A 14,143-nucleotide genomic window follows, 5' to 3' on the forward strand; every position below is an offset into this window, starting at 1 on the left:
TCTTACGATCGAGGGGTGGACGATCTTCGGATTGTCCGGAATGATCTGCGGGCCGACCCCGCCGATCGCTGGCGGCTGGATGCCCGAGGCGAGGTCGACCCGAAGAAGGGCACCCGCGGCTCGCCGGCCCCGCATGCTAGGCTCGGAGCATGCCCGAGCCTCTGGACCCTCCCGCCGAGGAGCTGGACGACAGCCCCTACGACGAGAACGGCGTGGACCGCTCCCTCGTCCGCTGGATGCTCAGCCTGTCTCCGACGGAGCGGCTGGCGCAGGTGCAGAGCTCGATCGATCTGATCATGAGCGTGCGTGAGCCCCCCGATGGCGCTCGCTGACATCCTTCGCGCGCTTGTGCACCGCAATGTCGAGTTCATCGTTGTGGGCGGGATGGCTGCAGCGTTGCAGGGCGCCCCGGTGACTACCATCGACATCGACATCGTGTACTCACGCTCGGACGACAACATCGTCCGGCTCATGGCCGCCCTGACAGACCTTGAAGCCGTCTTCCGCACCGACCCACGACGGCTCGTCCCGAACGAGTCCCACCTCCGATCGACCGGGCACAAGCTGCTCCAGACGAAGCACGGGGTCCTCGACGTGCTGGCAACGATCGAGGAATCGACGTGCTACCAGGATCTCCTGCCCGATTCCACGGTACTCGAGGTAGCCGGCGTGCTGGTCCGCGTCCTTTCGCTGGAACGGCTGATCGAGGTCAAGGCGAAGCTGACCCGGCCCAAGGATCGGGCGATGCTCCTGCTGCTCCAGGCGACCCTCGACGAGAAGCGTCGAGCGCACTGACCTCACATCCAGCAACACTCACCCCTCATCCACCTTCTACTGCCTCACCGGCAGCTCCACCACGAAGCTCGCCCCCTCCCCCGGCGCGCTCTCCACGGTCACCGCCCCGCCGTGCGCCTCGACGACGCTCTTCACGATCGCCAGCCCCAGCCCCGTCCCGTCACGGCCCTCGTCTGTCGTGAAGAACCTGTCGAAGATCCTCGGCAGGTGCTGCGGCGGCACCCCCGGCCCCCGGTCGCGCACCGAGATCCTCGCCGTCCTCTCCCCTTCCCGCCCCTCCCCGCCCTCGACGGTCACCACCACCGGCTCCCCCGGCGGCGAGAACTTCACCGCGTTGTCCACGAGGTTCAACAGCGCCGTCTCCAGATCCGTCTGCCGCGCCCGGAGCAGCCGCGTCGGCATCTCGTACCGCAGCACCACCGGCTGCCCGGGGCTCGCGCGCCGCTCCACGACGCGCGCCACGAGCGCCTCCAGATCGAGCACCGTCATCGCCTCGCTCGAGGCCTCGATCCGGCTCAGCTCCAGCAGCCTCGACACGAGGCGGTCGAGCCGCGCCACGTCGAGCTCGATGTTCCGCAGGAAGCGCCGCCGCGCCTCGAGATCGTCCGCCGCCCCCTCGTCGAGCAGCTCGGCGGCGCCCCGGATCGACGTCAGCGGCGACTTGAACTCGTGCGCCACATCGGCCGCGAAATCCGAGATGTACCGCAGCCTCGCCCCCAGCCGCTCGTTCATCGCGGCGAACGACTCGCCGAGCTCGCGGATCTCGCCGGTCCCCGACACGGGCACCACGACGTCGCGCTCGCCGGCCGCGATGCGCTTTGCCGCGCGCGACAGCTTGCCGAGCGGCCTCGAGATCGACCACGCGAGCGCCAGCGTGACGAGGCCGGTGAACAGGCTCGCGACCACGAGGACCTTGGTGAGTCCCGAGCGGATCCGGTAGAGCTCGACCAGCACCGGCTGCGTCGAGCGGACCACGTAGACCGCGCCGACCACCTGGCCGCCCCACCGGATCGGCTCGGCCAGGAACAGGAACACCGCCAGCTCCTGCTGCCGGACACGCGTCCGCGCCGCGCGGCGCCCGGCGAGCGCCTCGCGCACCTCCGGACGATCCGGGACCTCGGCCCAGCGCTCGCGCGCGCCCTTTCCGATCGGCTGCACGTTGTCGGCGAGCTCCCGGAAGTCCGCCGAGCTCGGGCGACGGCCTGCCGTCGGCATGAGCGCGGGGGCCGCCGGCTCGGGCCCCTCGGGCGGGCCGTTCTCGTGCGAGTCCACGACGACCGCGCCCGCCCTGTCGAGGATCCGGACGCGCGTGCGCGTGTGCGTCGCCGCCTGGGTCAAGACGTAGCGGTGATCGAGCGCGCCGAGCTCGACACCCCGGTCGAGATCCGACCCGAGCATCGCCGCGACCAGGACCGCCTGGTTGGCCATGTCGCGCTCCAGCGAGCCGAGGAGCTGCCGCTCGTAGAGGCGCGCGAACTCGAGCCCCGCCACCGGCACGAGCAGCACCACCAGGTTCACGACCAGCAGCCGGACGCGGATCCGGCCGAGCTCCCAGCGCAGGCGCTCGATCATGGCGAGACCCGGCTACGCCCCCTGCAGCTTGTAGCCGACGCCGTGGACGGTCGCGATCGGATCGCCGCCAAGCACGCGGAACTTCGCGCGAATCCGGCGAACGTGCGTGTCGATGGTGCGCTCCGTGATCAGGTTGTCGTAGCGGTAGGCCCGCTGCATGAGCTGCCCGCGCGAGAGCACCACCCCGGGCCGCTCGAGCAGCGCGCCGAGCACGCCGAGCTCCGTCGCCGTGAGCGACACCGGCTGGCCGAGATACCGCGCCTCGTGACGCTCGGTGTCGACCTCGATCGGGCCGTGGCGAAGGACCGCGGCGCGCGCCTCCGCCGGTGCGGGCGCGGGAGGCGGCGCCTCGGTCCGCCGGAGCAGCGCGCGCACCCGCGCCACGAGCTCGCGCGGCGAGAACGGCTTCGTGAGGTAGTCGTCGCCGCCGAGCTCCAGGCCGACGATCCTGTCGACCTCGTCGGCGCGCGCCGACAGGAACAGGATCGGCGTCCTGCTCCCGGCGCGCAGCCGCCGGCACACCTCGAGGCCGTCGAGCTCGGGGAGCATCACGTCGAGCACCACGAGGTCCACCGTGCCCGCCCCCGCCGCCTCGACGGCGGCGCGCCCGTCGGCCACCGCCGTCACGGCGTACCCCTCCTTTTGCAGGGCGTAGAGCAGCACCTCGCGGATGCGCGCCTCATCGTCGACGACCAGGATGTGCTTGCTCACGTCGCGATCGGTCCCTCTGTTCCGGCGCCGTGCGCGTCGATCGCCGCGCCGAGGCCCTCCACGCGCGCCCAGACCTCGGACACGATACCACCGACGCCCTCGACCGAGGATCCGGCGAAGCGCGCCAGCACGAGCTGCGTGCGCAGCGCCTGGACGAGATCCGCGAGCTCCTCGAGGGCGCGGGCGTCGCGGTCGCGCATGGCCCGCAGGCGCCGGATGTTCTCGAGGTGGAGGTGCGCCGTCGCCAGCGACCGCGCGCCCGCGCCGCCGCCGCCCCGCTCGATCTCCACGACGCGCGCCGCGGCGGCGCCCTCGTCGAAGCCGCTCTGGCGCAGCAGCGCGTCGAGCTCCGCATGCCGGGAGGCGGCGCGCGCCACCTCGGCCTCGATCCGCGAGGCCGCTTCGCGCGAGAGGAGCGCCTCGAACGAGGTGCCGGCGCAGGCGCTGACCCCCTCGCGCAGCGCGCCCTGGACGCGCGCGGCGGCCTCGGCCGCGGCGCCGCTCACGCGCTCGCCTCCCTCCCCGCGGCCCGCCGTGAGCGCGATGGGCGCCCAGATAGGCCAGAGCGGCACGCAGAGCGCCGCGGAGAGGGCGGCGCGGCGGCGTCCTTCGGGGGAAGCGCGGTACACCGCGACGGCGCACGCGAGCCCAGCGATCAGGTACAGCACCGAGAGATCGCGGAGGCTCATTGCGCCTCCTTCACCCGGTCGCCGCGCTCGGCGCCCCGATCGAGGCCGTCCAGGCTCGCGCCGTCCGCCGGCGGGATCTCCCGCCGGGTCGCGCCGTCCGCCGGCGAAATCTCCCGCCGGGTCGCGCCGTCCGCCGGCGGGACCTCCCGTACGGTCGCGCCGTCCGCCGGCGGGTCATCGACTGGAGCCACGCCATCGCGCCAGGGTCCCTCCCATGGGCGCAGCCCGCCGTGCGAGCGCAGATCGTCGTCGTAGGTGAGCGCGGAGCGAAAGCTCTTCACGAGCGCGTCGGAGAAGCTCCCCTCGCGGGCGCGCAGGAACGGGACCTCCCTCTCGCTCGGCCGCCCGAGGTAGGGCCGGAGGATCCAGGCGGCCTGGCCGCCGACGGCGAAGAAGACCGCCATGAAAGCGACCGCGGTGAGCCAGCGGCCCCGGCCCGCGCCGATGCCCCGCACGAGCACGCCGAGCGCCGCGAGGCCCGCGACGGCGTAGGCGAGCCAGGCGGCGACCGAGGACGCGTGGTAGCCGAGCCCCACGTCGATGGCCAGCCAGAGCACCGGCGCGAACGCGAGCAGCACCAGCGATGAGCGGCCCGCCGACGCGAGCGCAAGCGCGATGACGGACCGCATGGGCCACGGACGCCCGAGCACGGCCGAGAACGCGTGGAGCGCCGGGACCGACAGCGCGAGCGTGATCAGCATCGCCAGCGGCACCTTGACGGCCGCAAAGACGATCTGCTCGCTGCCGCGGAAGCTCCCGATCACGCCGCCGAACACGGCCGAGCCGAGGGCAATCGCGCCGAGCGACGCGAGCGCGATGGCGCGGATGTCCCTGTCTTCTCGGCAGCTCGCGGCCACCTCGGAGGGCGCCCGGAGGAGACGGCTCAGGACGGAGGCGCTCACAGGGCACCCCCCTTCAGGATCGGGAGCATCCCCCACCACACGCGCAGCGCGAGCACCACGGCGAACGCCGCGAACAAGACGAGCGCCGCGGTCGTCCCCGATACACCGGCGAGATCGTCTTTGCGCTGAAGCACCGCGCCGAGGTCGCGCAGCAGGATGCAGATGCCGACGGCGCCGCCCACCGCGAGGCCGAGCAGCCCCATGAGGGCCGCGGTCGCATCCGCCCCGCTCGTCACGACGAAGAGCGCCGAGGCGGGCGCGAGGCCGCCGAGCACGAGGCCCGTCGCGGCGGCGGCGCGCGCCGTCGCCGACAGCGCGCGCGGCGGGTCGAGCGGCGCGTCGAAGAGCGTCAGCACGATCGTGAGCGCCGGAACGCCGACGCAGGCGACGGCGATCAGCGCCGCAGGGACGCCGGCCGCGTGGCGGACGAACGACACGCCGCCCTGCCGCGCGCCGAGCGAGAGGCCGTACAGCGAGGCGAGGCCGAGGCCGACGCCGAACCGGGACAGCTCCTCGCGGAGCGAGAACGAAGGCCGCTCCGCGAGGAGAGCAGCCGTCCAGCTGCGGTGTCCGGCGCCTTCGGTGGGCTCCGCGGCGGGGCCGGGCGCGGGGGCCGCGGGGGCGTCGTCTCGACGAGCCGCGGGCTCTTCTGCGCCGGCGTCCGTGCCGGACTCGGGCGATGACGTTACGGGGAGACAGGTAGCTTGCGCCTGCACGAGGACCTCCATCGGGGTGAGCGCTGCGGGGCCTGGTCACGGCCGCCGCAGACCTCGATGGACGTACCCCCCGGGTGAGGCGCACCCGCGCGCCCGACGAGGAACAAACACGGAGAGGTTGTGGCGAAGATGTGGCGATCGCCCGCGGCCTCCGGAGCGCCCCGTGGCCCGGAGCGCCGGCCCCGAGGAGCCCTCAACAGGAAGTCTCCCGCGACGGTCTACACGCACATCACAGCCTCTGAGCGCCCGATGCCGGCGATCCGTCGACATGTACATCGGTGTGCGGCAAACCACACATTGCCGTTTTGTACGCGACGGATCGATGCTTGGCGCGCAGCAATCGCGAGGGAGGAAGTAATGAAGATCGACCTGTTCACAGAGATGCAGAGTCCCCGTCCGTGGTCGGAGGACCACGAGCACCGGATCATCATGAACACCCTCGAGCAGGCGAAGCTCGCCGATCGGCTCGGGTACGGCTGCTGGTGGCAGGTCGAGCACCATACGGCCGAGGAGTTCAGCTACTCGTCGGCGCCGGAGGTGATGCTCGCGGCGATCTCGCAGCACACGACGTCGATGCGGCTCGGGCACGCCTCGGTGCTGTCGCCGTTCCGGTTCAACCACCCCATCCGCGTCGCCGAGCGCGCGGCGATGCTCGATCACCTGAGCGGCGGGCGCCTGGAGCTCGGCCTGGCCCGCTCGACCATCCCGGAGTGGCGCACGTTCAACATCCCTCCGGACCGGACGCGCGATCAGATGCAGCAGGCGTTCGAGATGATCCCGAAGATGTGGACGCAGGAGCGGTTCTCCTGGAAGAGCGAGGACGCCGAGATCAACAACGTTCCCATCATCCCGAAGCCGTACCAGAAGCCCCACCCGCCCCTCTGGCAGGCCTGCTCGAGCCTGGCCTCGTTCGAGCAGGCCGGGCGCAACGGGGTCGGCGCGCTCGGCGTCACGCTGTGGGCGCCGCCCGACCAGGTGAAGGAGTGGATCGGCATCTACCGCGAGGCCATCCGCCGGTGCGAGCGGCCCGTGGGCGCCTTCATCAACAACCAGGTCGGGTTCTTCACGTTCGCTCACTGTGCCGAGACGGACCAGCAGGCCATGGAGAACGGCGCCGCCTCCGCGGCCGCGTGGTACACGAACGGGTCCTTCACGTTCTTCGAGGCGAAGGAGCACTTCCTGCGGACCCACGCCGAGGAGCAGGCGCTGGCCAAGGACCCGGCGGGCGGCGGCCTCGTGGGCCAGCTCCTGCGCGACCGCGCGGGGAAGACGCCGGCCGAGACCAAGGCCAACGCGGTCCTCGCCCGCATCATGCAGAACGAAGACGTCCCGAACGAGGAGGTGTTCGACGCCCTGAAAGAGCAGAACTCGCTCATCGTCGGCAGCCCGGAGACGTGCCGGCAGAAGATCAAGTTCTACCAGGACCTCGGCATCGATCGCCTGCTGAGCTTCCAGCAGGTCGGGCGCCTGTCGCACGAGCAGGTCATGAGCAGCATCCGCCAGATCGGCAAGCTCATCCCCGAGTTCGAGTAGAACGGCAACCAGGTCGAAGATCGTCGGATTCCACGGCCAGAGGCGCGCGCCGGCAGGGGCGTAGGCCGCAGCCTCCAGGGGCTGCAGGCAGCAGCCTCCAGGGGCTGCCCTGCGGGGGCATCCGGCGCGCGCGCTGCGCGGAGAGGCGCGGGAGCGAGGCGGCGGCACGTGAGGTGCAATGCGCCCACGGCATGAACACGCGCCCCCTCTTCTACCAAATCCTCACCGCGACGACGATCCTCTCGGGCTGCGCCTATGACGAGCTCACGACGGAGAGCGTCGAGAGCGTGAGTGAAGCCTACCGTGTGAACGACGCCGCCCTGGCCTGCGGGACGCCGAACACCAACCTCGGCGAAGACCTGAATACGAGCGGAGCGAACGCCGAGCTCCAGGAGTGGACGGACAGCCTCCAGGCCATGCCGAGCTCGGCCACCAAGACCGACCTCTTGAACCGGCTCCTGACGAACATCCAGGGGCCGGCCACGGCGTTCCCCGACGCCGCGGCCCGGGAGACGTTCCTGCGCAACGTGCGCGCGCCGCTGCCCATGAGCCTGCCCTACGGGCCCCAGAGCACAGGGAACCAGGTCAGCCTGGGGCAGGGCTGGATCTACGGCGGCGGCGGCAGCCACCGGGGCCTGGACATCGGGCGCGCCGCCTCGGGCTCGGAGGATCCGAGCTTCGATGTCCTGGCCGTGGCGGACGGCAGGGTCATCGGCGTGTACTTCGACGGACCTCCCGGCGGCGGCGGCAACACCGTCATCATCGAGCACACGGGCGAGAACGGGAAGAAGATCTACTCGCTTTACATGCACCTGCGGAACGGAGCGACGAACGACGCAAGCGCCGTGAAGAACATCAGCTGCGGCGCCTCGGTGGCGTGCCAGCGCTATCAGCTGGCCGCGAACAAGTCTCCCCTGGCGAAATGGTGGGGCAAGGAGTCGGACACGATCCCCGTGAAGCCCGGCCAGCTCGTCAAGCGGGGGACCAAGATCGCGCGGGCGGGGAGCAGCATGACGGTCATGGACACCCTGGACGCGAACGGCGTCTCCTCGGCCGACTGGGGCAACATGCACTTGCACGTCTACATCGCCGTCCCCAAGGGCACCACGGCGCCGAACGACAAGATCGCGGTAGAAGTGGACGCCTTCGGCGCGTACCAGAAGGCCAACGGCTGCTATGTCGAGGATCCGCTCACGGAGACCGATCAGCCGACGTACTACTCGCGGCTGTTCGCGCCGTTCCTGCCCGACTTCCACGACCTCGGCTGGAAGCCGTTCACCGACTACCCCGATTACCTGAGCGGGATGGGCTATGCCCCGGCGACGCTCAGCTTCTACAACGAGGGCGGCTTCAAGGTGACGGGCTCCTACCAGTACTCGACGACCGGCTTTTTCCTGCAGGTCGGCGTCGGCGGCTCCAAGATCGCCGAGAACGACGGCGCGAACGAGGCGTGGGTGCCGCGCGAGACCCGGATCCGGATCGACGGCAGCGGAAACCCCGTCTACGACTTCACCGCCACGCCCAGGCAGTCCGGCGAGCAGACGGCGTTCTGGCACCAGCTCACCCAGGCCCAGCTCGACAGCCTGTACAACGTCTATGTCGTCAATGGCGGCTATGGCATCGGCGACTTCTTCCCGTACCGCGTGGCCGGCGTGCAGTACTACGCCGTGCTGTTCACGACGAGCGCGAGCACATCGAACTGGCTGACGTACGGCCGGTCGGCGGCGCTGGTCCAGAGCGACATCGCGGGCATCCCGGCGGGCCTGCAGGTCGGCCAGGTGGTCGCCGACACCACGTGGAGCCCGGCGAAGTTCAGCATGCTCGCGGTCCCCGCCGCGGGCTGCGCGCCGCACGCGTACGTCGACACGTCGACCCTGGTATACCCGGTGTACGCCGCCCAGGAGGCCTCGCTCGGGTACAAGCTGCAAAGCGTGCAGGTGTACAGCGGCGGCTCCAGGTTCAACGCGGTGTTCGGGAAGGCGTCGGGCGCCTGCCACGCGCACCCCTGACGGCGGCAAGGGGTTACAGATCCGCCGCTGTCACGGTCGAGCGGAATAGGGAAGGTCGCGCGATCAAAATCGACCGACGAGGCCGAGGCCGGCGCTGCTCGGGCCGAGCGCCACCGGCGCCGGGAGCACGAACGGCTGGCTGACGTCGTCGCGGACCAGCACACTTCGCGGCACGAGGAGACCCGGGACGAGCAGGGCGGCTCCCGTGATCTGGACGAGCCCGTCGAGGACGAGGGCCATGGTCTCGAGGTCGTCCTGCCGGGTCGTGGCCAGGGTGATGAAGGGGCCCGCGCACGGCGCGAACAGCGCCGCATACCCCGGGGATCCGCGGTACACCGCGTCACCGCCGCCGATCGCGGTGAACAGGTAGACGGTTCCGAAGACGATCGCGCCGCTGATCACGAGCCCCTTCCGGACGCGCGTCTCCGGATGATAGCCGGGCAGCACCGGCTCGCCCTCCCTCCAGGGGAGCACCTTCGGGCCCACCGCGGGCGGGGCGCCGTGGAAGCCCGGAGGCGGAGGAGCCTGCGGCGCAGGCAGGGATTGTGTCTGCATGGCTGGCGCAGCAGGCGGTGCGCCGTCGTCCGCGCGCGCCTGCCCGGAGCCGGAGGCAGAGACAACGACCCCGGTCGCGACAGCGAGCGACCATCGTTCAAGCGATCGTCGATTCCACATGTCAATCCACCCTCGCTCGCGCTCTCGCATGCGCCGTGACCTCGCGCCCGGAGCGACCGACAGACGAGGATACACGAGGAGGCTTTGATCGTAGCCTTAACATTCACACTGGCATCCGCGCCCCGCGCGTCGCAGCACGAGTGTGCGCGCACGCACATGCACCGTCCATGTCCGTCGCGCCGCTACGCACCGATGGAGCGCGCGATCTCACCCTTCGCGATCGCGTGCAGGCAGGCACCGCCCGTGCCCCGCTCACGCGCAGGCGCGCGACCATCTGCTCGGTGAGCTTCTGCCAGCCCGGGAGCCCCGCGGCGGCAGAGACGCCGGCCCCCGCGAACACGACGAGCTGCCCGCTCTCGTAGGCCTTGCCGAGGTCCTGGAGCGCCGGGTCGATCGGCACGTCGATATCGCTGCTCGCTCGATCCGCAGCCATCGTCATCGACACTACGCTACATCTTTGTCGAGCCAGCCGGCATCGCTGCGCTCCGCCCGTTGCGCGCCGGACGAGCGCGGGACGAGCGCCAGCAGCCGCTGCAAGATCACAACGATGCGCGACACGCCTGGCCGCCTCGTATCGCGGCGCTGGACAGGCGCGCGAATGTTCGCTAAGCTGCACCTCGATGTCCGTCCCTCGCGCGCGCTCCCTACGCCCCTGCCTAGGCCTACGGCCCGGGGGCCTTTGCGCGCGCTGCTGACGACGTCGCTCCTCGCAGTACGGCCCCCCTCGGTTTTCTTGGTCCCGATGGGGGTCCCCCGCATCGTCGTCGTGTCGTGACGACTCCCATCGCTAGCTTTCAGGGAGTCCTGTCATGTCCACGATGCCTGTCCACAAGTACAAGCCCTTTCAGCCCATCCATCTGCCCGATCGCCGCTGGCCCGGCCGCGTGATCGAGAGAGCGCCGCGCTGGTGCAGCGTTGACCTGCGCGACGGCAACCAGGCCCTGGTCGAGCCCATGGGCCTCGAGCGCAAGCTCCGTATGTGGCACGAGCTCCTGCGCATGGGGTTCAAGGAGATCGAGGTGGGCTTCCCCAGCGCGTCGCAGCCCGACTTCGACTTCGTGCGCTGGATCATCGACCAGGGGCTCATCCCGGACGACGTGACGATCCAGGTGCTCACCCAGGCGCGCGCCGAGCTGATCGAACGCACGTTCGAGGCCATCCGCGGGGCGCGCCGCGCCATCGTCCACCTCTACAACTCCACCTCCACGCTCCAGCGGCGCGTGGTGTTCGGCCTGGACCGCGCGGGCATCGCCGAGATCGCCGTGCGGGGGGCCCGGCTGGTGAAGGAGCTCGCGGCGCGGTTGCCGGGGACCGAGGTCGCGCTGGAGTACTCCCCCGAGAGCTTCACGGGCACCGAGCTCGATTTCGCGAAGGAGATCTGCGAGGCCGTGATGGACGTCTGGGAGCCCACCCCATCACGGAAGATCATCCTGAACCTGCCCGCCACCGTCGAGATGTCGACGCCCAACGTCTACGCGGATCAGATCGAGTGGATGCACAGGAACCTGAAGCAGCGCGACAGCATCGTGCTGAGCGTGCACCCGCACAACGACCGCGGCACCGCCGTGGCCGCGGCGGAGCTGGCCGTGATGGCGGGCGCCGATCGCGTCGAGGGCACGCTGTTCGGCAACGGCGAGCGCACGGGCAACGTCGACGTCGTGACGCTGGCGCTCAACCTGATGTCCCAGGGCGTGGATCCCGAGCTCGAGATCCATGATGTCCAGTCGATCAAGGAGACGGTCGAGCACTGCAACCGCCTGCCGGTCCACCCGCGCCACCCGTACGTCGGCGAGCTCGTGTACACGGCCTTCTCCGGCTCGCACCAGGACGCGATCAAGAAGGGGTTCAAGGCGCTGCGCGAGGGCGGGAGCCCGCTCTGGGAGGTGCCGTACCTGCCCATCGATCCGCAGGACGTCGGGCGCAGCTACGAGGCGGTGATCCGCGTGAACAGCCAGTCGGGCAAGGGCGGCGTGGCCTACGTACTCGAGCACGACCACGGCTACACGCTGCCGAGGGGGCTCGCCGTCGAGGTGAGCCAGGCCGTGCAGCGCAGGGCGGAGCGGACCGAGGGCGAGGTGCAGAAGGCCGAGATCCTGGCGATCTTCGAGCGGGAGTACGTGAACCGCGCAGGGCCGCTCCGCGTCACCCGGCACAGGCGCGTCGGCCAGGGCGCGGACGAACGACACGAGTTCCATGTGCAGATCCGGGGCGTCGCCCACGCGCTGAGCGCCGCCGGCGGCAGCCCGGTCGAGGCGTTCGCGAGCGCGCTCTCGCGCCACGCGGGGATCGCGATCGCGGTGGACGAGCACGCGGCGCACGCGCTCCCGAGGAGCGGCGGCGACGAGACGGCGGCGTATGTGGCCATCTCGGTCGGGCGCAAGCGCAGCTTCGGGGCGGGGACGCACGGGGACGCCGACATGGCGTCGCTCGCCGCCGTCGCGTCCGCGTGGAACCGCGCGCGGCCGGCGGACACGGCGCAGCTCGCGACGGCAGCGGAGTGAGCTGGCGCGCGGTCGCTCAACGCGCTCAACCCCACCGGAGGCGCCCGCGCATCAGGACGAAGCGTCTGGACGTGGGCGCGCACGGTGCTACCCTCGCGCGCCGACGGCGGAGCTCCTCCGGCGGGTCCCGCTGCGCGGCCACGGACCGCAGATGCGGGAACCAGCAGGGGCGACGTTGCAGACGCCACGTTCCCCTATGATGCCTTCGCCCCCCCACGCCGCATCCCGAGCTCGCGCTGCACCCCGAGCTGCCTGCGGCCACGCACCTCCGATGCCTCACGCCGACGCGCGAGCGGTGGGGCATGGGCGGGGCGCGTCCCCACGATGCCGAGCGTATCCGTCGAGCGCTGGAAGCAGGACTGGCTGCGCTGGAACACAACGAGACAATCAAGGTGAGTGAATGAGCAAGGTTGAAAATCCGGCACTGAGAGGGTTCAACCCCGATCCGTCGATCGTGCGCGTGGGGGACGACTACTACATCGCGACCTCGACGTTCGAGTGGTTCCCGGGCGTCCAGATCTCCCATTCGAAAGACCTCGTCAACTGGCGGGTGGTCGCGCGGCCGCTGGAGCGGTACTCGCAGCTGGACATGCGCGGCAACCCGAACTCCGGCGGGATCTGGGCGCCGTGCCTGACCTACGCAGACGGCTTGTTTCACCTCATTTACACCAACTCGCGACGCTGGGCGGGGGCGTTCAAGGACGTATACAACTACCTGGTCACCGCGCCTTCCATCACCGGTCCGTGGTCGGAGCCCATCTACCTGAACAGCTCGGGGTTCGATCCTTCGCTGTTCCACGACGACGACGGCCGCAAGTGGCTCGTGAACATGGTGTGGGATCACCGGCCGGGCAACAACGCGTTCGGTGGGATCTTGCTCCAGGAGTACAGCCCCAAGGAGCAGAAGCTCGTGGGTCCGGTGGAGAACATCTTCCGAGGCACCGCGCTCGGGCTCGTGGAGGGGCCGCACCTCTACAAGCGAGATGGCTACTACTACCTGCTGACCGCCGAGGGGGGCACGTTCATCACGCACGCCGCGACGGTCGCCCGCTCTCGCTCGATCCACGGCCCCTACGAGGTCATGCCGAACAATCCGCTCATCTCCAGCGCGTCCCGCCCCGATGTGCGGCTCCAGAGCGCCGGCCACGGTAGCTTCGTGGAGAACAAGGACGGCTCGTGGGCGTTCGCGCACCTGTGCCGTCGCCCGTTGCAGAATGGCCGATCGACGCTGGGGCGTGAGACGGCGCTCCAGGGCATCACGTGGGTCGAGGGGTGGCCGCGGCTGACCTCGGGCGGGCAGGTTCCGCTGGACGTTTACGAGGGGCCGAACCTGGCTCGCCACGAATGGCCGAAGACGCCCGAGCGCGACGACTTCGACAAGCCCACGCTGGGCATCGAGTGGCAGTCGCCGCGCGTGCTGCCGGCAGACGTGAGCAGCCTCGCCGCCCGACCCGGGTACCTGCGCCTGATCGGACGCGAGAGCATCACCTCGAACTTCGAGCAGAGCCTCGTCGCGCGGCGCCAGCAGGCCAAACATGTGCAAGCGACGACGTGCATGCAGTTCGCCCCTCAGCACTTCCAGCAGATGGCGGGCATCGTTGCGTTCTACAGCACGGACTCGTTCTACTATCTCTACGTCTCACGGGCGGACCACGCCGAGAAGGCCCTGGCGCTCATGAAGTGCGAGCGGGGGAACCTGACCTTCCCGATCGAGAAGGAGTACGTGCTGGACGGGGCCGAGAACATCTTCCTGCGGCTCGAGATCAAGGACGATCGGATATCGTTCTTCTACTCCCGGGATGGCGTCACCTTCCACGCGGTGGGGTGGGAGCACGACGCGTCGATCCTGTCGGACGAGCACGCGGTGCCCTGTGGGTTCACGGGCAATTTCGTCGGGATGGCGTGCCAGGACCTGGCCGGAACACGCCTGCACGCCGACTTCGATTGGTTCGACTACCGCGAGATCGGTTGACGCCCGAACAGGAAGACGGCAGCAGCCTCGCGCTGGGCTGACGGCTAAGCCCGTATCCCACGAACCTG

The 14,143-nt window shown here is 70.4% G+C and carries 13 protein-coding genes; 6 read left to right on the forward strand and 7 right to left on the reverse strand.

The features are described from left to right. The first annotated feature begins 149 nt into the window (after positions 1-149). Together WMF14_RS26980 and WMF14_RS26985 are read left to right on the forward strand one after the other, a co-directional pair. Positions 150-332: a hypothetical protein gene (locus tag WMF14_RS26980; RefSeq protein WP_437790630.1), complete on the forward strand. Its 183-nt coding sequence runs from the start codon at positions 150-152 to the stop codon at positions 330-332. Next, positions 307-795 (forward strand): nucleotidyltransferase domain-containing protein, encoded by a 489-nt coding sequence (locus WMF14_RS26985; RefSeq protein WP_437790631.1) that lies wholly within the window; start codon positions 307-309, stop codon positions 793-795. Before WMF14_RS26980 ends, WMF14_RS26985 begins: the two co-directional genes overlap by 26 nt. A 36-nt stretch (positions 796-831) precedes the next feature. On the opposite strand, the gene WMF14_RS26990 is transcribed toward WMF14_RS26985, so the two are convergent. Genes WMF14_RS26990 through WMF14_RS27010 form a run of 5 tightly spaced genes read right to left on the reverse strand, consistent with a single transcriptional unit; the run spans position 832 to position 5,385 of the window. Continuing rightward, positions 832-2,367, reverse strand: a complete 1,536-nt coding sequence (locus WMF14_RS26990) for a sensor histidine kinase (protein WP_437790633.1) — start codon at positions 2,365-2,367, stop codon at positions 832-834. A 12-nt stretch (positions 2,368-2,379) separates the two neighbouring features. Next, positions 2,380-3,078, reverse strand: a complete 699-nt coding sequence (locus WMF14_RS26995) for a response regulator (protein ID WP_437790635.1) — start codon at positions 3,076-3,078, stop codon at positions 2,380-2,382. Further along, the gene (locus WMF14_RS27000) at positions 3,075-3,767 is read right to left on the reverse strand and encodes a hypothetical protein (RefSeq protein WP_437790636.1); all 693 of its coding nucleotides are present in this window, start codon (positions 3,765-3,767) and stop codon (positions 3,075-3,077) included. The genes WMF14_RS26995 and WMF14_RS27000 overlap by 4 nt, the downstream gene beginning before the upstream one ends. Next, positions 3,764-4,669 (reverse strand): hypothetical protein, encoded by a 906-nt coding sequence (locus tag WMF14_RS27005; RefSeq protein ID WP_437790638.1) that lies wholly within the window; start codon positions 4,667-4,669, stop codon positions 3,764-3,766. Before WMF14_RS27005 ends, WMF14_RS27000 begins: the two co-directional genes overlap by 4 nt. Continuing rightward, positions 4,666-5,385, reverse strand: coding sequence for a hypothetical protein (locus tag WMF14_RS27010; protein WP_437790640.1), 720 nt, complete (start codon positions 5,383-5,385; stop codon positions 4,666-4,668). The genes WMF14_RS27005 and WMF14_RS27010 overlap by 4 nt, the downstream gene beginning before the upstream one ends. Positions 5,386-5,742: 357 nt before the next feature. Between WMF14_RS27010 and WMF14_RS27015 the strand changes: the two genes are divergently transcribed. Together WMF14_RS27015 and WMF14_RS27020 are read left to right on the forward strand one after the other, a co-directional pair. Continuing rightward, positions 5,743-6,918 carry an LLM class flavin-dependent oxidoreductase gene (locus WMF14_RS27015; protein WP_272093764.1) on the forward strand — a complete coding sequence of 392 codons (1,176 nt, stop codon included), beginning with the start codon at positions 5,743-5,745 and terminating at the stop codon, positions 6,916-6,918. Positions 6,919-7,109: 191 nt separating this feature from the next. Continuing rightward, positions 7,110-8,927, forward strand: coding sequence for a M23 family metallopeptidase (locus WMF14_RS27020; RefSeq protein ID WP_437790641.1), 1,818 nt, complete (start codon positions 7,110-7,112; stop codon positions 8,925-8,927). Between the two features lie 63 nt (positions 8,928-8,990). Here the strand turns inward: WMF14_RS27020 and WMF14_RS27025 are convergent, their stop codons facing one another. Continuing rightward, on the reverse strand, positions 8,991-9,482 hold the full coding sequence (locus WMF14_RS27025) for a hypothetical protein (RefSeq protein WP_437790643.1): 492 nt from the start codon (positions 9,480-9,482) through the stop codon (positions 8,991-8,993). A gap of 223 nt (positions 9,483-9,705) precedes the next feature. Next, a complete protein-coding gene (locus WMF14_RS27030) occupies positions 9,706-10,041 on the reverse strand; it encodes a hypothetical protein (RefSeq protein WP_437790644.1) in 336 nt (111 codons plus the stop codon). Between the two features lie 370 nt (positions 10,042-10,411). Between WMF14_RS27030 and leuA the strand changes: the two genes are divergently transcribed. Both leuA and WMF14_RS27040 read left to right on the forward strand, forming a co-directional pair. Next, a complete protein-coding gene (gene leuA / locus WMF14_RS27035) occupies positions 10,412-12,103 on the forward strand; it encodes a 2-isopropylmalate synthase (RefSeq protein WP_437790646.1) in 1,692 nt (563 codons plus the stop codon). Between the two features lie 400 nt (positions 12,104-12,503). After that, on the forward strand, positions 12,504-14,075 hold the full coding sequence (locus tag WMF14_RS27040; RefSeq protein WP_272093769.1) for a glycoside hydrolase family 43 protein: 1,572 nt from the start codon (positions 12,504-12,506) through the stop codon (positions 14,073-14,075). Positions 14,076-14,143: the final 68 nt, after the last annotated feature.

Source organism: Sorangium sp. So ce693 (assembly GCF_051521375.1).
Classification (GTDB): Bacteria; Myxococcota_A; Polyangia; order Polyangiales; family Polyangiaceae; genus Sorangium; species Sorangium atrum.

What these genes read in the sequence shown, in the direction of transcription:
- WMF14_RS26980 (WP_437790630.1), top strand. Translation starts at nt 150, where the DNA reads ATGCCCGAGCCTCTGGACCCTCCCGCCGAGGAGCTGGACGACAGCCCC.
- WMF14_RS26990 (WP_437790633.1), bottom strand. Translation starts at nt 2,367, where the DNA reads ATGATCGAGCGCCTGCGCTGGGAGCTCGGCCGGATCCGCGTCCGGCTG.
- WMF14_RS27000 (WP_437790636.1), bottom strand. Translation starts at nt 3,767, where the DNA reads ATGAGCCTCCGCGATCTCTCGGTGCTGTACCTGATCGCTGGGCTCGCG.
- WMF14_RS27015 (WP_272093764.1), top strand. Translation starts at nt 5,743, where the DNA reads ATGAAGATCGACCTGTTCACAGAGATGCAGAGTCCCCGTCCGTGGTCG.
- WMF14_RS27020 (WP_437790641.1), top strand. Translation starts at nt 7,110, where the DNA reads ATGAACACGCGCCCCCTCTTCTACCAAATCCTCACCGCGACGACGATC.
- WMF14_RS27025 (WP_437790643.1), bottom strand. Translation starts at nt 9,482, where the DNA reads ATGCAGACACAATCCCTGCCTGCGCCGCAGGCTCCTCCGCCTCCGGGC.
- WMF14_RS27030 (WP_437790644.1), bottom strand. Translation starts at nt 10,041, where the DNA reads ATGACGATGGCTGCGGATCGAGCGAGCAGCGATATCGACGTGCCGATC.
- leuA (WP_437790646.1), top strand. Translation starts at nt 10,412, where the DNA reads ATGTCCACGATGCCTGTCCACAAGTACAAGCCCTTTCAGCCCATCCAT.
- WMF14_RS27040 (WP_272093769.1), top strand. Translation starts at nt 12,504, where the DNA reads ATGAGCAAGGTTGAAAATCCGGCACTGAGAGGGTTCAACCCCGATCCG.